Origin of the sequence: Pseudomonas fluorescens (assembly GCF_018614655.1) — a bacterium.
GTDB classification, from domain to species: Bacteria; Pseudomonadota; Gammaproteobacteria; order Pseudomonadales; family Pseudomonadaceae; genus Aquipseudomonas; species Aquipseudomonas fluorescens_BX.
Genome location: NZ_JAGGOG010000033.1, coordinates 1 through 24,190 on the forward strand (window position 1 = coordinate 1; position 24,190 = coordinate 24,190).

At 50.0% G+C, this 24,190-nt stretch carries 23 protein-coding genes and 1 pseudogene; 1 reads left to right on the plus strand and 23 read right to left on the minus strand.

Annotated features, from left to right (window positions below; genetic code table 11):
- On the plus strand, nt 1-2,533 hold a 2,533-nt coding region (locus J7E41_RS26005; RefSeq protein WP_285229524.1), incomplete at its 5' end, for an OspG family effector kinase.
- A 1,536-nt stretch (nt 2,534-4,069) separates the two neighbouring features.
- On the opposite strand, the pseudogene tnpC reads toward J7E41_RS26005, so the two are convergent.
- The 23 genes and pseudogenes from tnpC to J7E41_RS28260 all read right to left on the minus strand — a co-directional run bounded on the left by tnpC (nt 4,070) and on the right by J7E41_RS28260 (nt 24,116).
- Nucleotides 4,070-5,569 (minus strand): annotated as a pseudogene (gene tnpC / locus J7E41_RS26010) (IS66 family transposase).
- Between the two features lie 18 nt (nt 5,570-5,587).
- On the minus strand, nt 5,588-5,734 hold the full coding sequence (locus J7E41_RS28620) for a hypothetical protein (RefSeq protein WP_435304141.1): 147 nt from the start codon (nt 5,732-5,734) through the stop codon (nt 5,588-5,590).
- 9 nt (nt 5,735-5,743) lie between these two features.
- Entirely contained in the window at nt 5,744-5,950 is a 207-nt protein-coding gene (gene tnpB / locus J7E41_RS28625) for an IS66 family insertion sequence element accessory protein TnpB (protein WP_435304142.1), read from the minus strand.
- A 378-nt stretch (nt 5,951-6,328) separates the two neighbouring features.
- Nucleotides 6,329-7,432, minus strand: coding sequence for a type III secretion system export apparatus subunit SctU (gene sctU, locus J7E41_RS26020; RefSeq protein WP_214997126.1), 1,104 nt, complete (start codon nt 7,430-7,432; stop codon nt 6,329-6,331).
- 50 nt (nt 7,433-7,482) lie between these two features.
- Nucleotides 7,483-8,280, minus strand: coding sequence for a type III secretion system export apparatus subunit SctT (gene sctT / locus J7E41_RS26025; protein ID WP_214997127.1), 798 nt, complete (start codon nt 8,278-8,280; stop codon nt 7,483-7,485).
- The gene (sctS, locus tag J7E41_RS26030) at nt 8,273-8,542 is read right to left on the minus strand and encodes a type III secretion system export apparatus subunit SctS (RefSeq protein ID WP_214997128.1); all 270 of its coding nucleotides are present in this window, start codon (nt 8,540-8,542) and stop codon (nt 8,273-8,275) included. Before sctS ends, sctT begins: the two co-directional genes overlap by 8 nt.
- Nucleotides 8,543-8,549: 7 nt before the next feature.
- A complete protein-coding gene (gene sctR / locus J7E41_RS26035; RefSeq protein WP_214997129.1) occupies nt 8,550-9,203 on the minus strand; it encodes a type III secretion system export apparatus subunit SctR in 654 nt (217 codons plus the stop codon).
- Nucleotides 9,200-10,237, minus strand: coding sequence for a FliM/FliN family flagellar motor switch protein (locus tag J7E41_RS26040; RefSeq protein ID WP_214997130.1), 1,038 nt, complete (start codon nt 10,235-10,237; stop codon nt 9,200-9,202). Before J7E41_RS26040 ends, sctR begins: the two co-directional genes overlap by 4 nt.
- Nucleotides 10,238-10,272: 35 nt before the next feature.
- The gene (locus tag J7E41_RS26045) at nt 10,273-10,758 is read right to left on the minus strand and encodes a hypothetical protein (RefSeq protein WP_214997131.1); all 486 of its coding nucleotides are present in this window, start codon (nt 10,756-10,758) and stop codon (nt 10,273-10,275) included.
- 41 nt (nt 10,759-10,799) lie between these two features.
- Complete coding sequence (locus J7E41_RS26050; RefSeq protein WP_214997132.1) at nt 10,800-11,252, minus strand: hypothetical protein; 453 nt, start codon at nt 11,250-11,252, stop codon at nt 10,800-10,802.
- Nucleotides 11,239-12,594: a FliI/YscN family ATPase gene (locus J7E41_RS26055; protein WP_214997133.1), complete on the minus strand. Its 1,356-nt coding sequence runs from the start codon at nt 12,592-12,594 to the stop codon at nt 11,239-11,241. Before J7E41_RS26055 ends, J7E41_RS26050 begins: the two co-directional genes overlap by 14 nt.
- Nucleotides 12,594-13,526, minus strand: a complete 933-nt coding sequence (locus J7E41_RS26060; RefSeq protein ID WP_214997134.1) for an FHA domain-containing protein — start codon at nt 13,524-13,526, stop codon at nt 12,594-12,596. Before J7E41_RS26060 ends, J7E41_RS26055 begins: the two co-directional genes overlap by 1 nt.
- Nucleotides 13,519-15,645 (minus strand): type III secretion system export apparatus subunit SctV, encoded by a 2,127-nt coding sequence (gene sctV / locus J7E41_RS26065; protein ID WP_214997135.1) that lies wholly within the window; start codon nt 15,643-15,645, stop codon nt 13,519-13,521. The genes J7E41_RS26060 and sctV overlap by 8 nt, the downstream gene beginning before the upstream one ends.
- Entirely contained in the window at nt 15,642-16,688 is a 1,047-nt protein-coding gene (locus J7E41_RS26070) for an HrpJ domain-containing protein (protein WP_214997136.1), read from the minus strand. Before J7E41_RS26070 ends, sctV begins: the two co-directional genes overlap by 4 nt.
- Before the next feature lie 610 nt (nt 16,689-17,298).
- Nucleotides 17,299-18,933, minus strand: coding sequence for a type III secretion system outer membrane ring subunit SctC (sctC, locus tag J7E41_RS26075; protein ID WP_214997137.1), 1,635 nt, complete (start codon nt 18,931-18,933; stop codon nt 17,299-17,301).
- A gap of 47 nt (nt 18,934-18,980) precedes the next feature.
- Complete coding sequence (locus tag J7E41_RS26080) at nt 18,981-19,202, minus strand: type III secretion protein HrpF (RefSeq protein WP_214997138.1); 222 nt, start codon at nt 19,200-19,202, stop codon at nt 18,981-18,983.
- Nucleotides 19,203-19,222: 20 nt separating this feature from the next.
- Nucleotides 19,223-19,882 carry a type III secretion system stator protein SctL gene (gene sctL, locus J7E41_RS26085; protein WP_214997139.1) on the minus strand — a complete coding sequence of 220 codons (660 nt, stop codon included), beginning with the start codon at nt 19,880-19,882 and terminating at the stop codon, nt 19,223-19,225.
- On the minus strand, nt 19,854-20,483 hold the full coding sequence (locus J7E41_RS26090) for a hypothetical protein (RefSeq protein ID WP_214997140.1): 630 nt from the start codon (nt 20,481-20,483) through the stop codon (nt 19,854-19,856). Before J7E41_RS26090 ends, sctL begins: the two co-directional genes overlap by 29 nt.
- Entirely contained in the window at nt 20,470-21,204 is a 735-nt protein-coding gene (gene sctJ, locus J7E41_RS26095; protein WP_251029691.1) for a type III secretion system inner membrane ring lipoprotein SctJ, read from the minus strand. Before sctJ ends, J7E41_RS26090 begins: the two co-directional genes overlap by 14 nt.
- Before the next feature lie 39 nt (nt 21,205-21,243).
- Nucleotides 21,244-21,594 carry a type III secretion system inner rod subunit SctI gene (sctI, locus tag J7E41_RS26100; protein ID WP_214997142.1) on the minus strand — a complete coding sequence of 117 codons (351 nt, stop codon included), beginning with the start codon at nt 21,592-21,594 and terminating at the stop codon, nt 21,244-21,246.
- A gap of 132 nt (nt 21,595-21,726) precedes the next feature.
- Complete coding sequence (locus J7E41_RS26105) at nt 21,727-21,939, minus strand: ATP-dependent helicase HrpA (RefSeq protein WP_251029692.1); 213 nt, start codon at nt 21,937-21,939, stop codon at nt 21,727-21,729.
- Between the two features lie 99 nt (nt 21,940-22,038).
- On the minus strand, nt 22,039-22,980 hold the full coding sequence (locus tag J7E41_RS26110) for a sigma 54-interacting transcriptional regulator (RefSeq protein ID WP_214997143.1): 942 nt from the start codon (nt 22,978-22,980) through the stop codon (nt 22,039-22,041).
- A gap of 998 nt (nt 22,981-23,978) precedes the next feature.
- A complete protein-coding gene (locus J7E41_RS28260; protein WP_251029693.1) occupies nt 23,979-24,116 on the minus strand; it encodes a hypothetical protein in 138 nt (45 codons plus the stop codon).
- Between the last annotated feature and the right edge of the window lie 74 nt (nt 24,117-24,190).

The following is a 24,190-nucleotide window of genomic DNA, read 5'->3' on the forward strand; positions in this document are numbered from 1 at the left end:
GGTATTCGGTACGTCGCAGCAGCGATGGAAGGCATGGAAGGAAGTATGGGACAAGGGGCCGGCCTGGATACCTATCCTTGGCAACGTGGGTAATCTGGCATTCGGTATTCACGACAGCGAATGGGGCCCAACAGTGGAGGAGCGTTCGGGAGGAAGCTTCGCTGCGTTTTTGGCGGCACTGCAACTGGCGCACGAGGTGGTGCCGGGTGGTGCTGAGGTGGAGGAAAGTACAGCGGCGGTCCGGCCGCAACCACAAGCGTATGCGTGGACGTACCGTGAAGCGGAAAGGGAGTATTCGTTCGGGCCGCGGGCAGTCGTGCCGGAGGCGGAGGGTGCCGTGGGGAGGGGGCTGGATGCGGTGAATGAACCCGCAGCACAGGCAGAACCGACTTCCCCGGCCAATAACAATCTAGCTCACAGTGTAAGTGACGCCACTGTACTCTCAGATTTGGGCAAAGAAATCGGCCGCGGGGGCGAAGCGATAGTTTATGAAAGCCACGACGGAAAAAGCGTGTACAAGGCTTTCGATGGAAATAACGCAACAAAAATTCCTCAATTTGTCACGGATGAAACGGGATGGCTGAACAAATATTATGGTGAACACTTTGCGCAGGTCATTTTTGAAAACGGAAAATCCTACATCAAAATGCCCAAACTAGACGGCAAGCCACTCAGCGACTTCGGGCCGAGAAGCCTCCCCTCGAATGTGACAGGTCTATTGAAACGTGTGCTTGAAGGAATGGAAAAACTTGGCATGCATCATCAAGATTTACAGTTAAAAAACTTTATCTACTCAGAACAGCATCAAAAAGTGTATCCAATAGACATCCAGTCGCTCCCTGAAGATATTTTCAACATGATGCCAACGAACGAACAAAAACGGTATTACGATAACAAGAATGAGCTTCTGAACAAGGCATCTCATCTAGTGTCGGAAAATCATTCTCAGGCAGGGGGGGTAACACGCACTACGCTGCCCAAAGACGAGTGGAACAAAATAGAGGTACTCCCTGGGTCGGCGACCTCGACCGGAGCTGATGTGGTGCCGGCGAACGTATTGGATTGGGCAGTGACCATGGATGCGGACCAGCGTGACCGTCTGCAACTTATCGAGAACGGGGTACGAGGACGTTACAAAAACCCCATCTCGGGACAGACTTACCAGAAACTGAATGGCGACTACTATCTAAGTGATTATCAGAACGGCAACCATGTAATCTATAAGGCCGGTGATATCTTGCACCCGCGTGTAGTTGAGGAAGTTAACGGCAAGCTGGAAGTGCGGCCTGAGGAAAACCGGGGGGTCGGTGGAGGCAAAAAAGGAAGTAAATTTAAAATGGTTAGACTTGACGCTGTCGATGTCAATTTTAATTCCCCATTATTCAGAGGAGTTCGCATGAAAGACTTCCCTGAACCCCCTCCCTTTGAAGTAAAAATAAATGACCAGGCGGTTTCGGTTTATTTCTCGCTAGATGCAAACTCCTGGATGAGAGCCGATAACGGAAAGCTTTTAGTGTTTGACGTGCGCAAAAAGGTCATGGTGGAGGCATCTGAGCCGGCCCTACCAGCAACGTCTGAACAACGCACTCAGGCATTGAAGGCGTTTAAGGTATCTAAAGAGCCGCCATTGGGTATGCTGAAAGGTGTCGGAGAAGTGCCAGGGGCAGTTGAAGTGCCACATAACGTTGAGCAAATCTGGATAGGTTCAGCGGATAAGCTGCTGGAACAGAAGTCCAATATAAAAGAAAATTTGACGCGCGCTCAAAAAAATGGCTACAACCTAAATTTAAATGTCTTACTTGAAAGTGGCGCCCCTGAAGTTCTGAATAAGCTGCGCGAAGAAATCAAAAGCGCCAATATTGTTGATATGAAAAATACTACAGAATTCAAGAGCTTCACCGAAACGAAGTATCATGATGCGTTCAAAATGTTCAGCCGTGGGGCGGATGCTAATCGCGCGGTAGCCAGCGACATTTACAGACTTTGGTTACTTGATAAAAAAGGAGGATTTTATCTGGATATTGATGACAAACTCACGGATGATTTTTTTACCGGCATGTACTATGTGGGCAAGAACAACATAATCCCTTCCACCATAATAAGCAATGAGCTTTTATCAATGGAGTACGATATTGGTAATAATTTTTTTGGCTCCTCCCCTAACAATGACATGCTGAAGGCCGTACTTGAGGAAGGATATGACGCCTGGAATAAATCTCCAGACGACTTTAAAAATAGACCATTTGTTTCCAGCCTGGAATCAGCATCATCTGATGAACTTGAAAGAATGGCGAAATATATGTCCGACGTTGCAAATGCATGGGGGCCCAAGACGCTCAGTAAAATATTTTTTAGAAACAATCCGGATTACGCCTCCTATAGAGAATCGATAACCATAATCTCCGACGTAAGGAACAAAGGTATTGTTTCAGATGGTTGGGAAAATCAGGCAATATCGGTTACAGAAAAATTATTTTCAGCGAGTGAAAAGGTAATAGTAGGAAACAATCACTCATGGACGCATTCGAGGTAAGCCTTCTGTTCCGCCACCAGCGATCAAGGTATTGAGGGAGACCGGGAAGCAATAAAACCGGCCATTGATTTTCAACAAACGATTAAACATGCCATTGATTAGTTTCAATATCGCGCGATTAAGGCTGATCGAATTCCCCCTACGCTCCTTCGGAGTTCCAAGCATCTGCCGACGAAATTTCAAAAAACAATAAACCTGCCCCTCTTTGAATATTCGTCGCACTCTTTAAAGTAATCAAGGCATACGCACTCTAGCGCAAATCGAATGGCAACAAGCCGAGGTCATGATCGCTTGAGGCAATGCACCACGGACAAGGCGAAACCATAAGTTGATACTTTTAGAGATACGCATCCAGGGACTCTGCTGACTTTCTCTACCACGCAATCCACAAGCCGATTGTGAATTCAACCCATCTCTTAGGCGTTGCTTATGATCCCGCTGCGCCAACTGCATGCTCGCACCACCCTTGCGCCCTCCACTCTTCCCTTACCCTCATCGTGGGCGCGGTCTTCGCTGGCTGAAGGCTATGAAAAATGCCGTCAGCTGAGTGACGACATACGCGCAATATTTAGGGCAATAAATTTCCCAGCAAGAAAATTGATGGTTATTATTGGCGAGATGTACCGCAACTTGATACAGCTGACAGCTGGTAGAGGACGCTGGCGTGCAGCCTTTGATCGATATGGAAACAACCGGAGGCTTCAGGGTATTTTTGAGAACCATAATAGAAAAACATGACTCCCCGGGGAGATTATCAATTTTCAGGGGCCACAGCAGCTGACGTGAGCGGTGATGTCCATGAACACTGAGGGCAGCACCGGACATTTACGTTACGGCGCTGCTCCTCAGACTATTTCGCTCCTGGTTTTCTAGTCGGGTAGCCCCAGGTCATTACTGATCCAAGGCCCCCTGAGAACCGTACGTGCGATTTTCACCGCATACGGCTCAAACCGTTGGTCAGCCTTCCGAGGAAGACCGGCGTATCGGCCTTTCTGCGTCCCTGGAGCCAATACACCTTGGCAATCAGTTCCGGGTCGACTACACCTCCCTCCGATAGTGGTGATAGGGGGCAGGCAGCAGACACGCGCTTTCGCCCGTGCTCTATCATGCTGGCCTGCTCTCGCTACTCCTGAGACAGTCCCATCAGACTTTATGCAATCAACGACCGCGCAGACGTCTGCCCGGTTTCCCGTGGGGTGATGTTCCAACCCCTATCCGAACCATTACAGCCTGGCGTTCGCTTTCTCTGCGACCCCTTACCCACAGGGCCAACAGCTCACCTTACGGCTTGCCTGCCCAAAAAGCAGCAGTATGGGCTTACCACGTTCCTCACCTGTCACACGACCAGGTTAGAGCCTGCCTTTTCGCTGGGAGCCTTGTGATGACGTATCTCCACATCCCACAGAAATAACCAACTCCCTACCTTTGGTTCACGCCTGTCAGCCGCTTTGGCATGTTTTCAGTCACGGCGTTTATCAGCAATACTGGCCAGCCTGGCGCCTCAACCCGATACGACGCCGAGTATGGGTTAGCGACTTACCATGGAATTTCCGGTGAACAGCTCCACGGCAGCAGTGCTTCGTAGTCCTCAACCGACGAGGCGTTTGCCGTTGACCTTGGCGGTCTCGACCAAACTGTAGATCTGAGCACTGGCCGTGGCCCCCTTGGGCGTATCACTAAACGCCAGGCTTCGCGACCAATCACAAATGGCTTTATTGCGCGCTCTGCCGGGTTGTTGTTGATCGGCAAAAAATCGGCTTCGGTGTAGCGCACCAACTTGTTCCAGTTGTTGGCCAGATAACTGATGGCTTTGCCCAGCGCGTTCTGCGCGGTTACTTGAGGCTGGGTTTTCTCCAGCCAGGCGTGTCACTGCGCCAGCACCGGCAGGCTGTTTTGCTGTTGACCTTCATGGCGATGTTCATCGCCGATTTCTTTTAAATCGCGCTCGATACCGTACAGCTTGTTGATCAGATTCAGGGCGATATCGGCACGCCCGGTTTTGCCCTTGGGTTGCACTTTTTGCGCCTCGACAAACTTGCGTCGCGCATGGGCCCAGCAGCCTAAACGTTCGACACCAGCCTGCGCGCCCAAGGCGTTATAACCGGCGTAATCGTCGGTCATCAGATAGCCGCGATAACCTTCGAGCAGGCGCGACGGCACCTCTTGCGCTCGGCTGGTCGAGTAATCAAAAAGGATCACTGGCTGATTCGGCGGTCCGGCGGTTTGTACCCACATCCAGGACTGACTGGTCGGCTCTCGATCAGGCTCTTTCATCACCTGGACACGCGTTTCGTCGCAGTGGATTACGCGACTTTCCAGCAGTCGATCCCGCATCAAGTTGAGCAGCGGTTGCAGGTGTTCGCCGCACTGGATGACCCAACGTGCCAAGGTTTGTCGTGGAATATCGATGCCGTGGCGACCGAGTACTTTTTCGAAGCGATGCAGCGGCAGACCGTCGACGTATTTGGTGGTTAGCAACATCGCCAACACGCTGGGGCTGGCCATGCTCTTTTCAATTAATTGCGCTGGCTTGTCAGCGGTGACCGGCGCAGTTTCACAGCCACGGCAGGCGTAGACCTTGCGGATGTGTTTGATCACGCGGATCTGCATCGGCACGATTTCCAGCTGCTCGCTGGTTTCCTCGCCAATGACGTGCTTGCGGCAGCCGCAAGCACAAGTCAGCTCGTGCTCGGGCAGTTCGTGGATGACGTCGATACGGGGCAAGTCGGCGGGCAGAGGCTTGCGTTTGCCACGGCGCAGTACCGGTGAAACAACTCCTTGACCAACGTCGCCGATTGCCGGCATCGGCTCGCTTTCAGGCTCATTGAACAGTGCAAGTTGCGGCGTGTTGGGCTCTGCTGTCTGCTCGGATTTACGCTCGAACAAACGGTCACGCAACAGCTTGATCTGCTCTTTCAGATCGACGATGTGAGTCTGGCAAGACTGGGCCACTTCTTCCTGGTGATTGAGTGCCTCAAGCAGCATTGGCTTGAGCAAAACGGGGCCGTCAGGGAGGTTGTCGGGCAGAGAAATCATGGCCCGGATTATACCGGGTCATGCCACGTAGCGAGGGGTCAAAACTTGATGACGCCGGTAGCGCCAGAGGTCAAAACCGTCGAGCAACCAGTTCAGTTCCTGAACAGTCAGAACGATTACTTCGTCGCTGAGATCGGGCGATGTTTTGAATCGCTCGGACTCCAAGCGCTTGAGCTAAAGGCACAAGCCGTTGCGCTCGCAATAGAGGATGTACACCCGGTTGCGGTGGTGAATCAGAAAAACAAAAAGCACGGGATCGGGCACGGCCACTTTGATATCCGGCTCTACCAAGGCGGCGGCCAGACCGTCGATGGACTTTCGCAAGTCCACCGGTTTGGGGTAGAGGTATACCTTTTCGACTTTCGGGTCGGGTCGCATCATGACGTGCTGGCTCCAGAGAGAAATCGGGAGCACAGCTTCGGGGATCAACTGTCGTCTTTGAATGTGGTGTTCATGGATCCCTTACGTTGAGCAGTCTTCCTGTGGTGAGCATTCCCTGTAGCCTGGAGCATACGGGACTCAGTCTTGTTAGGGGCTACCACAGACTGAAAAAAAGAAGATCCGGCAGGGGCGTAGCAACCGTTTAATGAGGTCGTTGAACGCCTATTTGACAGGTTAACGTCGCCGACAGGAAAATATTTTCACGCACGAGTAGTGACAGCTTACTATTTCGGATATACCGACAACTACTACGGACATCCGCAGCCTGCCAAGATTTACTTTCTGATTTTTACAATAAGGTCTTACGAAATAACGTTATCATTCAATACGTGAATTCAGTTCCGTGGGCATCTCGATTAACACACCAGGGGTAGCCTCCTCTATCTCACGCAACAATCGATAGACTTGAGCAACGGCTTGAAGGGTTTCACGGGGAATATATTCTTCGACCTCACTTCGAAATAACGTGCGGGCCAACCAGACAAAGCGTATCACCGGGATGCCCGCGCGATGTGCGCGCTCGATCATCTCTCTGGCGAGTGCGTCATGCCCTTTACAAGTTATCCGCGGCAAGGGAATTAGCTGCGGATTATAACTTAATGCTACGGCATAGTGGCTTGGATTAACGACTAACAGATCTGCTGCTTCAACCGGAGATGCTTGTGAAGAGCTGGTTGGTGACTCCTCAGCCACTTCTCGGGCCAGTGACTTACGATAAGACCTCATATGCGGATCGCCTTCAACATCCTTATATTCCTTACGCACGTCTTCAATACTCATTCGCTGCTGCTTGATAAAGAAAAATTTCTGTAGAGCCCAATCCGCCACCGAAATCACCAAGAGAACCCCCACACAGACCCGCGTCAAACTGGTCAGCAATTCAGCGAGTACGACCCAGTAAGTGTGAAGATCCGTATTGGCTGCGTTAATCAGACTGCCCAAACGAGGTGACAAGATTAAATATAAAACCAGGGCAATAACAATCGCCTTACACAAGTTGCTTAGAAGATTAACCAGCTGTCGCGATGAAAACATTTGTTTTACTTGATTGACAGGATTAAACCGTTGCAATCCTTGAGCCAATGTTTGCGGGGCGAAAAGGATACCAAACTGAAGCCACCCCCCAGCGCAGCGCATCACGATTGCGATCGCAAGTACTGGCAACATAAACAGCACCAATTCCCAACCGGCCTTGCTTAGCGCCTCCATCAGAGCAACATTAAAAGGTTGACCGATATTATTGATGGACGACTCAATAAGAAACTGAAAACGATCCATACCGCCTGGCGAAAGCATAAGTATCACCTCCATTAGCGCAACCAGAATCAATAATTTTGGAATATCCTGGCTTTGTCCAACCTCACCTTTCGCCCTGGCATCCTTGAGTTTTTTGGGTGTCGGTTTTTCGGTTTTTTCCGCCATAACAATATTCACCCGAACGGTTACAACGCCTCAAATCCATATCAAAATGCTTACGGTGCTTGAATCAACAACGGCAGAACATGCTTGAGGTCCCTGATGTTATCCAGTTGGGCAGTGCCGAGCCAGGACAACATAGAAAAATAAACAACAAAAAAAGCCAACCCCACTAAACTCTTCACCGGCATGGCCAAAATTGATACTTGCAGTTGCGGGCCATACAAGTTTAAAACCGCCATACCGAATTCAATCATTAACAACAGTCCCACTAACGGAAACGCATACAGCACCATTACGCGGAAGCTTGCCGCGAGCAGCGCCAGCAGATGCTCGAGGCCTTGAGCGGTAAAGACCGGAAACCATTGAGTCGGCGGCCAAAATGCATAGCTTTCCCAGATAATCTGGGTCAACGCAGTATAGCCGCCAGCGACAATCAACAACATGACCAACATCTGCTTGAACATATGGCCGAGCTCAGAGGTGTTGTCTCCCAATGCCGGGTTTATTTGACCTCCAGCCAGCGCACCTCGTTGATTATCAAATAAACAACCGATAGATTCGTACATCCAAAACGGCATCGCCAGCAGCAGGCCGATCAAAAAACCAATCAAACTTTCTTTGAATAGCAAACCGACTAGAACCAACCACCCCAAGTCCTCCCCTACCAAAGCAAACTTTATGGTTGGCATGGGCATCACCGCTAATGCAATGACAATAGCAGTGCGCAACATCCCCCTGAACTCGCGAAAAGCGAATACCGGGACCAGCAATAAACATGGAAATAAACGAGCCATGGCTAATGTCATTGCCATTAGAGTCGCCGTCATTTCATCGATCAAGACATCAAACATCACCGGATCTCGTTTGGTAAATCAAGGTGAATGCAACATTGATCAACTGAAGTAGCTCTAGACCAATCCAACGGCCGGACAGGGCAAGCGCTATCCCCACAGCCAATAACTTGAGCGCAAAAGGTAAGGTTTGATCCTGCAACTGCATCACCGCTTGCAACAATGACGTAAGCACGCCTACGACCACAGCGACAATCAATGGCGGAGCCGATAATAAAACAACCAGCAACATTGCCTGTTTAAAAAGAGTTAAAATGTCCATAAAAAACTCATAGGTAACTGTAAAATAGCCCATCCAGCAGTCGTGTCCACCCGTCTGCCAAGACAAAGAGCAGTATTTTTAGCGGGAGCGAAACCGTCATTGGGGCAACCATTTGCATCCCAAGAGCCAGCAAAATATTTGAAACAATTAGATCGATTACGATGAATGGAATATAAATTAGAAAACCAATCTGAAAACCCGCTTTCAGCTCAGAAAGAACAAACGCGGGTATAATCAGGAGTAAATCGTCACGAGCAACGTTCTCCGCCATCTCTTTTGGCCACATACGTTGGGCGTTTTCTAGCAAGTGCGTCTGTATATCGAGATCAACATTTCGGGCCATAAATTGACGCAGCGGTTGTACCACATGCTGACCCGCCGCCACCATGGTGGAATAACCTTCGAGCGGCAATGAAACGCTCGAGGCCCGTTTACTCATTTCACTGAAAATCGGCGCCATGATAAATAAAGTTGCTGCTAACGCGATGCCATAAAGCGCCATATTAGGCGGAACTTGCTGAACACCGATCGCATTGCGTGTAATGAGCAAGACCATTGAAACTTTAAGAAAGGCGGTGCATATAATCATCAACAAGGGTAGTAAAGAAAGCCCCCCGAGCAAAACCGCCAATGTCAATGCATCAATATTTTGCAAATTCACCGACCGATCTCCAGTCGGGTAATCTGCAACCCCAATAGCCCGTCAATATCCACTAAGTCACCTTGGGCCAACATACGATCACCCTGATACAGCTGCGCCTGACCAGGTAGACAGCCACTGAAACAAAGTACCGACCCCACGCTGAGCCGTTTGAGCTCACCGAAACTTGAGCTGTGCGTACCGGCGCGAAGCGTTAGTGTTAAAGGTAAATCGTCGATGCCAGTGAAGCCTTCATCCATCTCTGTCTGCTCATCTAAAGCACTGGAGTCTGTTACGGGGTCAGGATCTGTGCATGAGTGACCGTCCCTCATAAAAGCGTCTGGCGGATCCAGGGGCATCGAAAACTCCTCACATCCAATGTAAGTAAACCGCAATTCTGTTTTGTGCGTCGTCTCTTGCTGCAAATAGAGGCGACAACTGCCGATTATCACACTGCCTGCGCCGTCACAACTAAACATTGACTGCTCAGCGAACAGTGCATCTCCGATATTTATTGAACGCAATTGTCGAGGGCTTAACTGGACATAACCCAGTATCAAAGGCACTGTTAATCGCCAATCATCACTTCGCGGGGTTTCAACCGGCAGCCAATCGCCCCTCTCCAATATGCCCAACACCGTTGCCGGGGACATTCTTACTCTGCTGATACATTGACTCCCCCCCTCATCTGCCTTGACCTCCAACAGACAATCGAGCCCTCCTATCGGAGCTGCCTGAAAAACTCTTAATGGGCTGAGTAAGGCCCGCAACTCAGGCAGCATATAATGGTTGTAGAGCGACCAATACCAATCACTCGCCTCTTCAGTGGTGCCTGAACCGAAGATTATCGCCGGGCATTTTGAAAAACTGTCTAATAAAGACTGTACATTGTCCAGCCATAAGGTACCACATGCCGTTTCAACCGCTGTACGCGGTGAATGACTGAATGGTACTGGCGCCAATCTAATCTGCAAAACTGCACGAATCGCACCCGAAAGAACTAAGGCAACGCCAGCACCGACACGCGTTCGCACTTCTGCCTCTTTAATTGACATGGAACGCAGGCTCAACCGAAGCATGGCCATACTTATTACACATCGCTGAACAGCGACAGTGATACCTTTTTCTTCAACTGCAGGCCGAGCCAACGACGATGGCACTCTCGATTTTTTTCAGCTATTTGCTTAGCGCGTGCATTGATAAAATGCAAAGCTATTGTTATCGCGTCACCTTGTTGACTCATCTTCATGACGATACCCCCCCACTTCGGTAGTTCGAGATAAATTTCAAGCGGTTCGCCCTTCGTAAACGCATGCTGTTTAGTAACTGCCAGCGTCGTCATGGAGTAATATACCGCACCCAACTGATTGCGATTGCTTTCCTCCACTGAACTTTCGACATCGCCAGAAGAGAGCAACCCTGAATGACTTATATAACCTGGATACATTGAAGGTGAGCGCTGATCATCTAGCATCAATGCAAAGGTTTCGCTGTCAACCTGGGAAATCTTACGACTTAACCAGCTTTCTTCCCTGCCATCATGCGTTGGCACCATCTCGACCACTTTGGCGATCATCAGGCCATTCTTTATTACCGGGGTCGCCGCCATTCCTCGCATCATGTCAACTCACCCATGCAATTGAGCTTTTCAACTTGGCATTGTAGACGGATCATTTTCTCATAACTTTCCTCTACCCAACTTCGCTGCAATTGAATGTCCTCATTCAGCGCATCAAGCTTTTTTTGAACCCGCTGGATTTCAGACAACGCGTGCCTTTCTTTTTCCAACCATTTATTTATTTCACTTAATGGCATACGCTGCATTGCAAAATACGCCAGCTGGGTTTTGCCCACCATTCCGTAATTCACGTTCCTCTCTTGAATTTCATGTTTCAGCTGCTCTAACCGATTCACCAACTCGCCCAACACTCTGCGTTGTCGTTGCCAAGAATGCGTCGCCATCACCAGACGATGATTTCTGATCAGTTTAAGTTGATCCAACATCACCGAAAAAGGTGTGGATTGGACGCCTTCAGTCTCCTGTTGCGACTCATATTCAAAGCGGGGCATCAGCAGTAACCTCCAAGAGGAACTCCAAAGTTTCCTGTAGCGAAACCGGACTACGCAGCGACTGCTTTAAGAAATTATCAATGTTCACCCGTGATGAAATCGCGTAATCGGTATACAGGTCATGTCCGTGTTGATACTCCCCTAACTTGAGAAGCATTTCTACTTGATCGTAGGCCGCCAGTAATCGACGTAACTGAGTGGCACCTTGCTGGTGATCAGTTCCCACCACTTGATTCATCGTGCGACTTAAACTGCTCAAAATATCCACCGCCGGGAAATGACCACGTTCGGCCAACGTGCGTGAAAGGACGATATGCCCATCAAGCAGTGAACGCGCTTCATCAGCAACGGGATCGTGCATAGAGTCTTGCTCCATTAACACAGAGTAGAGCGCCGTGATCACCCCCTGTTTGGTTCGGCCGGCACGCTCAACGAGCCTTGGTAAAAGGCTATACACCGAAGGCGGTAAGCCACCTCGCCCGGTGGGCTCACCACCAGCCAAGCCAATCTCACGCTGAGCACGAGCAAATCGCGTAAGAGAATCAATAATTAATAAAGTAGATCTGCCTTGATCACGAAAACCCTCAGCGACCGCCGTTGCGGTAAACGCTGCACGAGCTCGTTCCATACTGCTGCGGTCCGAAGTGGCGCAAATGAGCACCGTGCGACTGCGCAATTCTGCATCAAGCTCATGATCAAGAAACTCTCTCAATTCACGTCCGCGCTCGCCAATCAGACCGAAGACAATTACATCGCAAGCGACGTTGCGTGCAATCTCAGCTAGCAGCGTAGTTTTGCCACAGCCTGCACCCGCAAATACCCCGACCCTTTGCCCTTCACCTATCGTCATTAAACCGTCAATTGCGCGCAAGCCGGTGTTTAGCGAATGACTAATGGGCGGACGTTCGCTGGCAAGCGGTGCATCACGAATGACCGCTACCGCCCCCTGCGCTCCAGATGACGCAAACGCTCCACGATTATGACCGTCCATTGAGCGGCCAAAACCATCAAGTACGACCCCGAACAGGTGATCCCCGACCACCAGGCTATGCTGCTGGTACAGTGGTTTGATCAATGCGCCAATGGAGATACCTTCCAATGGGCCGAGTGCGGCCAATACAGTGCGCTGAAGATCAAATCCGACGATCTCTGCCATAATTCGCGCGCCATCATGCTGCTGGATCAAACACAGGTCACCGATACGCGCATGGGGCACACGGCCATACAAAAGTGTTCCGTTAATACCCTCCACGTACCCAGAAATTTGAACCGCAGAATACATTTCAAACCGAGCCTTACACTGTGCGCTCCATGCCTGCAGTCGATCGAGCGGCAGCGTCATTACCAACTCACCTCAATCCGACGATCACCATCAAAGATCAGTGTGGAATCATTGACCTCAATCAGCCGCACACCTCTGTATTCATCTCCAACGAACATTCGCCGCCCCTCACTCGTGAGGATACTGGCCAAACGCGAATGGCTAATTTGACGGATCGTGAAAGGGAGTGTTGGTATAGCAGGTGCCGAAGCACTGAGCACCTGGACTGGACTTTGATACTGTTGTTCGAACCGCTCCAGCATCCGTGCAATCAGCTGCGACAAATCGCCTTGATCCAAGTGGCCTTGCAGAACGATTTTTCCCGGTTGATCAATCATATTGATCTGGCTCTGCAACTCGCGCTCGCGGAGCATTCGCTGTAAAATCTGACGTGTGGCGGCAGCGTCCTCAAGCACAATCTTAACCACAGGTGCTGGTTCCGATGTCATCACTTGTGGAGCGGCCCCCGCAAAGCGTTGTGTATTAGCTCTCCAAAGTAACACCGCCCCCAAAATAGTCACGGATGCACAGAGCAATACGAGCACTTTTGATAACAAAACGCCTGTACGCCCGCCCACCGACACACCTCGGTTATTGCCTGAAGCGCCCTCCTCTGACACGAATAATTCAGGCGATCCCTGGTTACTGTCCGCATCCCATAGCGTGTCGGCTGCGGTAACCATAAGCCATACACCATTCAAGGCAAATGGCACACCGGACGCCACTTGGTAAGCGCCCTCGGCTATGTGACCCTCGCCGTCCGTAATCTGGCCTTTGATTTCAGTCAGTAACCAGGTATCCCCTAGGTTTTGTAGTACACAGTGCTGATCCTCAATGCCTGGGTCATATAACGTCAAATCACCAGTTTCCGAGGAACCGAGAGTCCATACATCTCCGCACAATGGCAAAGCAGCGCCTTGATGAAGCCCCGTTAATACACGCAGTTCAAACATGATCTACATCGTCCTCTGCAAACCTAGCAAAGTCCGATTGTTGCACATCATCTAAATGTATTTTACCCAAAACATTAACCTGAACTCGACTTAACAGCTCAGCAAACGACAAAACAGGGACATGATGAAAGTCCTCGGCGATCAAATTACGCAAGGGGCTACGTAGATCCTGAGTCACAAGCAGAACCGCTGTACGATCGCCTCGCTCAGGAAAGCTTTCATGCAATTGTTTGAACAGACAGGCTGCCATGTCTGCATCCAAAGAAAAATAGGCTTCATTTTGAGTACGCAGTAGTAAATCACGTAGTAACACTTCCGTTTCGGCGGTTAAAAGCCACACGCTGAGCTCTCCTTCACGGACGTACTGGTGACAAATTTGGGCTTTAAGGGCGATACGCACAGCGTCAATCAGTAAGTTCAACTCCCTCACATTTTGGCCGTGTTCAATGAGTGCTTCGGCTATTTTTCTTACCGAACGTAGTGATACCATCTCCCTAGCCAAACACTGGAGCACAGAAGCGAAACACGCCAGGGGTAACGTTCTCTGCAGTTCTTGAGCCAGCTCCGACTGTTGTGCCTCTAGCCAGCCGAGAATGACCTTACTTTCCTGCAGCCCGATAAATTGCGGCCCACTGATCTGAAAGGCTCGAGTCATACGCTCGATCAGTAATTGAGAGGCACTAAAAGCTTCGTCTGTATGATCGATTATTATTGGATGCTGGTTTTCAAACCAAACCCATCGACCTTCATCACGTTCCGGACGACCGGGGATGGCGTCCGGCTGGCCTACAACTAAATGCGCGGCGATCGCAGTCAGCCGAGCATTGAAAGTCGCGCGCAACAATGGAACCTCGTATACATAAAAGCGAAACTCGTCCTCCTCGCACTGAGCATCATATTCGTATTCCAAGGATGGCAAGGTAAAACCAAAATGGTATACCAATGTATTGCGAACTTGGCGTAGCTTTTGCATCAGATCATCAATTTCTGGAGTATTTTTGTTACAGGGGTGAAATTGCATTACGTAAGGGCGCGACGGGTTAAAGCGTCGAATATCCTCGGTACAATGTTGATCAGGCGAGGCTTCTCGCGCCCTATTTACTTGCTCCTCAAGCTCCACCAGTTTGCGTTGGCGAAACATCTGAATCACTCCGCTGCCGAGACACACAAGGCTCATGCTTATAAAAATTAAAGTCGGCATTCCAGGGACCGCTGCAAACCCCATCATTCCGACCGAAGAGAATATCCAAGCCTTGGGCTGACTCGTCATCTGCGCACCAATTTCGCCGCCAATATTGGCACTCTCTATCTGGTCATCTGCAGAAACACGAGTAATGATCATGCCAGCCGTTAAGGAAATAAGCAGCGAAGGAATTTGTGCAATCAATCCATCCCCCACAGTCAAAATGGAGTACAACTCCATGGCATCACCTGGCTCCATATCGCGCTGAAGAACTCCAACAGCAAAACCACCGACTAGATTTATACAAACGATGACCAAGCCCGCGATAGCATCACCTTTGACAAATTTCATGGCACCATCCATGGCACCAAACAGCTGACTTTCTTTAGAGAGTTGCTCGCGACGATGTCGCGCTTCATTGACACCTATCAGGTTGGCACGTAAGTCGCTATCGATGGACATCTGCTTGCCAGGCATCGCGTCTAATGAAAAACGTGCTGCCACTTCAGCAACCCGTTCGGAACCTTTAGTTATAACGAGAAAATTAACCAAGGTAATAATGAGGAAAATCACCAAACCGACGGCGAGATTACCCCCCACAACAAAAACGCCAAAAGCCTCAACAATCTCTCCCGCGTTCTGTTCCATCAAAATTAGTCGAGTGGTTGCAATGGACAAAGACAGTCGAAACATAGTTGTTAATAACAACACCGCAGGAAATGTTGAAAATGCGAGGGGGCGAGGCAGGTACATGGCTAACACGATCAACAACGAGGAAATACAGATATTCAACGCGATTAACACATCAAGCAATTCCGTTGGCAATGGCAAAATCATCGTGAAAACTATGGCGAATATTATCAAAGCGCCAATAATTTCGGTCCGACGCACCAACTGAACTGCCAGCTTATTAAGATATTTAATGAGCGCCGTCATTGTTTATTCACTGAGGACGTCATCAACCCCTGATATAGTCGATTCGACTTGCCAGTCTTGTCAAACAGCCCTTGTACGACAAGCAGACTCTTTTCACGGGCTTTCAGGTCTCGCCACAGCACTGGAGGGAGGCTCAGAAATAAAGAATATAAATCACTGTGTAACTTTTGTTGGAATTGTGCACTCTGCCCCAATACTTCCTCAGTGAAGAACATCAGCTCCTGCCTCAAAAGCCCATTACCGCAAAAACGCAATATCCTCTTCCCCATTATCAATGGCGTCATTACACCATTGGTTTGCACACAATGCAGCCGATCCAGCAGTCGCTCGCAGTCTTTCAACAGACTGCTTAAGCATCCACAAGCACTCAGACTCCAAAGTAACGCCCGCAATACCTTCTTCGGAAGCGAGGGCTCTAACGCGGCGACATCTTCGGCCAACGCTCTTTGGAGTGTTCGCAAGCCCCGCCGAAATCGTTCAGCCCCCAGATGGGATAGTAGTTCCTCCATCAAACACGCCAACGGCTCTTTACCGTCGATTATTTTGTAATACAAGTCACGCAAAGCTCTCCGGTGACGCGGGTCGCTGCTGAACAGTGCGATTGCACTAGCTGTGTTGAAGCCCGCACGAATTTTCTTGCCATATAGCTGTCGGAGTTCTTCGATCGAATTACGAGTCGTGCGCGCATCAGCCTCTCGACTCTCCGCTTGCGCGAGCAATAAGTTGTAATGTAATAAAATCTCGGACCTGGCAGGATCGTTTTGACCAATCTTCAATGCCATCTGTAAAATATTATGTTGCTGTAAATATTGTTGCAGCTGTCGTGCTTGCGACACCAGATCGGAATGACCCGAGTGATCGAGCAGTCGATACAGTTTTGTGAGAGCATCAATATGCTCATCTGTGGCCTGATAAAGAACGGGCTCCCGAATCCTGGCAACTGTCAGCACTGGCTTGATCACATGAACGTTGCTGGGTTGCACTTTGGTGGAATGAATGGGCCGCACCTGCAGCGGACTGTCATTGGGGCCGTTGATTTTCATTGTGGTCTAGACCATCTAAATACCTAAATCTTAAGTGGCATGCTCCACGCTTTAGTTCCAACACCACCCGCATTAAAAAAATAAATGTTCAAAAAAGAATGTTCAAAAATCAAAAATCAGTTCCCCGCCCAATCACCCAAACCAAACAATCTCCAATCCAAATGCACCGCTCAACCAGAGCGACGCCCACTCGCCGAATCATCATGCACTGTCCAAAGCAGTGAATGAAGCTGAACGCCTCCGCACGGCGTTGTACCAACTTGACCACGCGAACAGCCCTATTCCCAACAATACACTGCCTTACGCACTGCAGGCGGCAAGTTAATAAATCTCTCCCCCCGCCAAATAACACTGGGGAATTCACAAATAGCGCAGATGGCTCAGTGAGCCCTCTGCGCAGTCAGGACTTAGTAATCGAAAAACTATGCATCCTTTTGGCCGAATGAGACATCTAGCCAGTCACCCGCCAACGCCCTGCGAGCAAGCGAAACACCTGATACTACAAAACGCATGCTGCTTCCACCGAGTTGCGCCGCTACCAAGCCCCGCACCTTGCCTAAGACAACCAATATCGATAACTCCGCGATCCTTCGGTTGGACGCAATCGAATTTAGGGCCTTTTGTTCGGGTGCGTGACCTTTTTTATTTCCAGGGGTTTCGCGAAGCCGGCACCGGTGCGGCGCACTACAGGTGCAGGATCAACGCCCTTAAGTCGAGGCGTCAAAATAAATAAGCGCTCTCGATTCAACGTCTCCTGATCGTTGGACGTGAATAATGCTCCCACCAAGGGAAGCTTACCCAAAACTGGCACCTGGCGACTCTTAGTATTACGTTCCTCACCTTGAAAGCCCCCTATGACGAGAGAGCGAGCCTCGCTTATAACTGCTTGTGTGCTAACGGTTCCACGCTTGACACTTGGCGTAGCTTGGTTGCTAACTTGTTCAAGCTGCCCATCTTCAATGTCGATAATCAAATGAAACTGGTTACCCGTCGCTCCCGGGACCAGACGCGGAATCACCTGCAAACTGGTACCGGCCGTTACCGGTTGGATGTTTGAAACTCGCTCCCCGGTAACCGTAATGTACTGCGTACGACTAAAATCAATGACCGCTGGCTGATTGTCGAGGGTTAATACTGAAGGGCGCGCCACGATTGATGCCAACCCCTGACCTTCCAAAGCCTGTATACGGGCAAAAAAACGGCCAACATCTTGAACTTGCAAGGTCGAGGTCCCGGCATTGAGTAGAGAAGCGCCAAAACTCGCTCCTCCTCTCTGCACCGACCAGTTAGAACCGAGGCGCTCTAGTTGATGGCGATCAATATCAACAATTACTGCATCGATTTCAATTTGCTTGGCCGGCACATCCAGCCGATTGATTAGCCGCTGATAGAAATCACGCTTATCAATACTATCATAAATGAGTACTGCATTATTTCTAACATCTGCAACCACCCGGCGATCTTTCGCCGATGGCAATGAGGAAGCATCGCGGGCACCAGCTTGATTGTCAACAAGATTGAGCAACCGACTCTGGGATGAATCTGAAATCTTCTGCAGCCCTTCAAACACCGCCTGTGCCGACGCCGGAGCTCCCGGATTGCCTAGCGGTGATTCCCCATTGAGTAGCTTTCTCAGTATTGTCGCGACGCCGTCCATGGTCATATTTTGTTCACGATACTTAATGACACGATCCGAAACCGTCGTATGCTGTAAAGTAAACATCATAATTTGGTGTTCTGTTTTTGGCACCGCACGCTGCACGCTGAACTTCTGAACCAATTCAACATAGCGCTTTGGTCCGGTAACCAGCACCACACGCTCATCGGCCATTTCTCCCCAACCAAAGCGAGCGTCCAATAAACCAATTTGTGTCAGTGCCTCTTTTAGATCGGGCGCAGCATCCTCTGACACTTCCAAACGGTGTGTGGTTTGTGCATGACGTGGACTGATATAAAGCGTACTATTGAAGACAAACCACTGAAATTGATATTCTCTCGCCAATCGCTCGAGAAAATCTCGTGCCGTGGGCGCACGTAATTTTAAGTCAACGCTACCCTCAACGCCATTGAGTTGTAGACCAAACCCATGGGCATTAGCAAAGTCTTTCAGCACCACGTCCAACGGCACCTGTTGTGCATCATAGGCATAAGGAGATGCGCCCCAGCTTTCGGCATGCACAACCCAAGAAGTTAATGATAATGAAATAATGATTATCAATGAAAATCGCCGCAATCTCCTGGTCATGCTCATCCCTCAAAGCGGCCTAACAAAGACAATTCAGTATTTCACCATTATCGGATTTCATTGAGAATGGCCTTTGTCAAATTGTGCTTAACCACCACTTCCTGCGAGGCCGCCCAGCTCGCCGTAGACAATTGCCGCAATGCAGAGTTAAATGAATGCATGTCATCCTGCGAAAACGGTCTAAGCTCCACAGCGGCCGTATCCACGCGATGTTGTGCGGATTGGAAATTGTTGTCGAGACGACGACGTAACGCTTCAGAGGAAATCATGGAAAACTCCAAATCAGTGATTATTCAATGTGTGGTGTTTTTTCAAAAACAGTTCCCAACGCCTCCCCCTCACCGGTATCGCAAATGTCCGCGCCCTCTTCAATTATCAATAAAGCGCCTTGAATTAATTCGTTCCAACTTAAGTGAAACTCGCCATGGCTATTCTTTAAGCAGATTGCTCCTTCAGCCACTTGCAAATCAGCACAAATTTTCCAGTGCGCTTGATTCTGTTGCATATGGGATGATACAAGCTGTAGCCAATGAGGATGACAAACCAAAACACCCTCAGCCTCTTCAGGCCGTGCGGCAACAATTTGCCTAATCAGTGCAGCGACTTTCTGAATCTCCGACTGCTGCTCAAACAGGCGCGTCAACGCTTCACGCACAACTTTTTCAGCCTCTTGCGCAATCGCGAGCCACATTTGCTCTTTTTGCTGCCTCAAGGCTTTAAGGAAACCCTCAGCCTCCCGCCACACCTTCGCTCGCGCTTCGGCAGCAGCCTTGTCACCGAGGAGGGTGCTCTGTTGCTGTGCCCTTGTCAGAATTAATTGCGCCTCGGCATTTGCAGACGCCAATATCTGATCAGCGACGGCATACTCGTGAATGATCGCTCGACGAACTATTGGCCCGTGAACAAATGCGCAATCGCGTTTAAGCGTCAACGTTCGGTATGTCAACATCGACCTCTCCTTGAGTTGCGGCATACCAGCCCACAGCCTGCCATAACGCAGCCAGACGACGCGCTGGGAGCCCCTCATAAATAACTCGCTCTGCCTGCATAATCCTTGGATGAGAAAACTGTAGACGCAGACGCTCCCATATCGCATTCCCAACCCATGCCCGCAACAACCTGAGCGCGAATATGTCATCATCGTCAACTTGCCAGTTCTGTGGAAGCCACTGCCCCGGTTGCAGGGCTTTACCCACTCGACGACACCAAACTTCGTCATCCGGGTGTAATCCTTCCCGCATCCTCGCGCCTTGTCCCGCACAAATAGTCACGATCAGCGCTAAAACGCGCTGGATCTCGCCTTTACTCGCAAACATAAATGGCCACAGTCGAGGATGTGGGCGCGGCGGAAATCCAACAATCGAAACCACAAAACCAGCCATACCAGGACCAGCGCTTTCCTCAATAAAGGTCAATAAACGTGAAGGCAAGCGCTTTCTTGCCAACGCTATCCGCGAAAGCTCCCAACTAGGGTCTGCGAATTGCTTCAGCTGAATCCACCATTGCACCCACATCAGCTCTTGCGCTCGAGAAGCCTCAGTGGTGCTCATTACGTTCGCGAAACTTCGCCCTGAGCGATAATTTTTTACTCATTATTAATCCAGCCAACATGATTCCAAATAATAATGCGCCAAGGATCCAAATCCACAACCTCGATGACCCATTGCCCACATCACGTTCGCGCCAAACGCCAAGCTCGCCTTTTTCTTCGTAGAGCGGCGCAAGCACGAACACCACCGCCAAATTCTTTTCACCACCACCGATAATACCGGGAATACTACTGGCTACCATTCGTCGAATACGCGGTGTCACGCTATCCGGATCCAACTCCGGGCGATGCTTGATAAAAACAGCTGCCGAGGCTGATTGCACACTCTCCCCCGGAGCAATGCGCTCGGCAAGAACCACATGAACCCTCGCCATTATCACCCCGTTGATTTGAGTTAAAGTGTGTTCAAGCTCCTGTGATAGCGCATAGATATAACGCGCGCGCTCTTCCAGCGGAGATGAAATCACCCCCTCCTTACGAAAGATGTCGCCCAAATTGGCACGTAATCGACGCGGCAAACCTGCTGCTTCAAGCACGCGCACAGCTCTAGAGATATCCCTCGCAAGCACCAGTACCGTAACACCGTTTTTATCCAACCGTTTTGTGGCATCAATTTGCTTATCACTTAATTCTGCGAGCAGCTCGTTGGCGTCTCCATTAGCCAGATCACGGTGCAGCTCAACACGCTCGCTGCAAGCCATTAATGAAATTATTGCAGACATCAATAATACCCTTATCGATTGCCTATACATGATTTTGCCTTATTGGAGACTGGTGAGCTTTTCCACCCCCTGCACAGCTTTAGCGACCACTTTCGCACTCAATAGACTTTCCAAGTAGAAGGAAGATAACGATCGATTAGCTTGCATCGTTTCCTGGGGATCAATTGACCGCACAACCTTACGCAAATCTCTTGCAGCGATATCCGCGCGATTGTTCAAATCCGCAATCACCTGCCTCAAACCTCGCTCTGGTTGGCCAGCAGTGGGCTCGAAAGCAGGTCGCTTAATTTGCGCCGTAAACCAGGCAATATCAGCGACCTCGGATGGCACTGCCCCCTCAGTGAATGAGGACCAATCCAATCTACTGGGTGTTACCGCGGTGATGGTCATTATCTCTCCCGTACACTACGTTTACACACTGACGATATTGATATTCAGCTCAACTATTTAAAACGATCGATTTCAGCCCCCCCACCACGCCCCGGCCAACATGCGCGAGGAAAAGGAAGGAGGGCTGCCTCATCAATAGTTGATCGATTTGCCTGATTGCTGCATAGAATTTTGCACTTTAGTTGCAGAGTCTTGATAACTGCTCGTGATTGCAGCCATGGTATCAGTTTGCATTTTAATGGATTGAGCATCCGCATTCATTTTAGTGGTAGCAGCAGAAGTAGCGTCCAACTGGGCCATTGCAGCGGTTGTTGCTGCGAGAGATAAGCCACCGGCCATATTCATTACTCCTCATTGATATGTGAACAACCACATGGTGTTCAAAAATGTAAGTGGCTCACAGACCGCATCGGTTCCACTCCCCACACAAAAAGTCTCTCCATACTATATTTCGTCCAACACTATATTAAGCCTTCTCATACGATGATAGAGCGTGCGCTTTGGTATTTCCAGCTCATCAATGACCAAATCAATAGATTTCAAATTTCGCGAAAGGCTTTCCTGAATCAGGATCCGCTCCAACTCTCGCAAATACGCTTTCAAGGAGCGGGTTTGTACTCCCCCCGCTGCATCCATGGAAGTATTGAGAACCGGCATATCCAGAACATAGCGCTCAGCGGCATATTTCAGTTCGCGAATATTGCCCAACCAACGATGACCAATTAACTCCCTTAGCATGTGCGTATCAAAAGCCTTCACTGGCCGACCGTGGCGCTTAGCGGCGTCCGCTATAAAATTATAAAAAAGGGGGAGAATGCACTCTGGGGTCGACCTTAAGGGAGGGAGCTTCAAGTTGACCACACTCAACCGATAGTATAAATCACGCCTGAAACGTCCGGACTCCACCATCTCAGCCAATGGCGTTTGAGTCGCAGCGACAACACGAAGGTCCAACGAAGTGAACTGCGTACTGCCCAAGCGCTCAACACCACGGACTTCTAAAACCTTCAAAAATTTTGCCTGCAACGACAGCGACATGCTATCGATTTCATCGAGGTATAACGTTCCTTTATTGGAGGCCTCTATATAACCGGCTCGAGATTTTGCCGCGCCAGTGTACGCCCCTAGCATGACGCCAAATAACTCACTCTCCGCCAAGTGTTCGGGTATGGCACCACAGTTAAGCGATACAAAATTTCCCCGACGACCCGATAATCGATGAATCTTGCGCGCTAGCGTATCCTTACCAGTCCCTGTTTCTCCTTCCAAGACAACATCAACCCGCAAGGGTGCGATCTGCTCAATTAGATTGTGCATTAATTTATGTTTCGGCGGAACACCTCCTGGTAATGATTCAAAATTATCATTTACGGAGTTTCCAGTCATATTTTCACCTTATGAACCTTCATCCAAAAACCGGCTAAAATCACCAATGAGTTTCCACAGCGACTCGCCACACGGATATAAGAAAGGTCTCGACTGACAGGTTTTTTGTTGCTTCCGCATCAGGGCACCAGTCGCTTCGTGCAAAACGGCCTGCAAGCTCTGTATGCTCAATGGGTTGCTGGTTCGCCCCCTGGGCATCTCAATCAACAACTTGGCGCTGCTTACAGCCAGCCAGCGACTTACCAGGATGATGCCGCATACCCGTTCAAAGACCGGGATCATCAACGCAGGCATACAGCTATTGGCGATCCACTTGTCCAGCGACCATTGATCTGCAAGCCCCATAAAAGAGCAGCAAAGCGCTCGATGCCGTAATTGAAGCGTTCGTAGCCATCGCGCTAGGTCAGCCAGAGCGCGTCACGCAAAGTGGCTGGCTGTATCTGTTTCCACAGTCGAGGCGTCATTGGAAGCCCTCCTGCAGCGTCGAAGATGGTCCTCCAAACAAAATTGAACTTTGCGCATTGGCAACTGCGCTGTGTCATGCACAATAAAAAACGAGTACATTTACCGGCTCCAGAGAACAGTTGCTGGATGCGCAAACACGTTTGGATCTACAAGGCGGCAACCAGGCCGCGCTAGAGGGAGTAATCGCAGTGATCATTGGGCTTGGCGACTTACCAAAGACCTGGACAAGGCGGCGTTCATCACCGATCTCCAGCGCTCGGCGGCACTGCCGGATAAGGACCCTGATGTGCTGGCTGAAGAGCGGATGCTGAGAACCCTGCAGCGCCAGGATGAGCCTGATTAGGGTGCGTTGGCTGGCGGGGTTTGCCGTTGGCGAACAAACACTCCGTCTGTATCTGTTCGAGAAAGCGTCTGTTTGCGCAGCTAAGGGAATGGCGCATGACAAACCTCAAGCAAGAAGTTGTTCAGTTCGAGGCCAAGTTTTACGGCGATTTCGTGACACTTGCCGCGAGTGCTTTTGGATCTGCCACCCATCACGCAGTCCACAGCGTGGCGGTATAACCATTGGTTTCGGCCCCTGTAGAAATAGGCAGTCCGGCAGCATTAAAGAGCAGTCGGATGCCGCCGGTGGAATAGGCTTCACGACTAAGTAACGGGTAAGGAGCTTGCATCGGAAGGGATTCCTCTATGTTTTGAGAGTGCCAACCAGAAACCGTGGAGGGCGTTGCTAGTCGGTGTGTGTTGA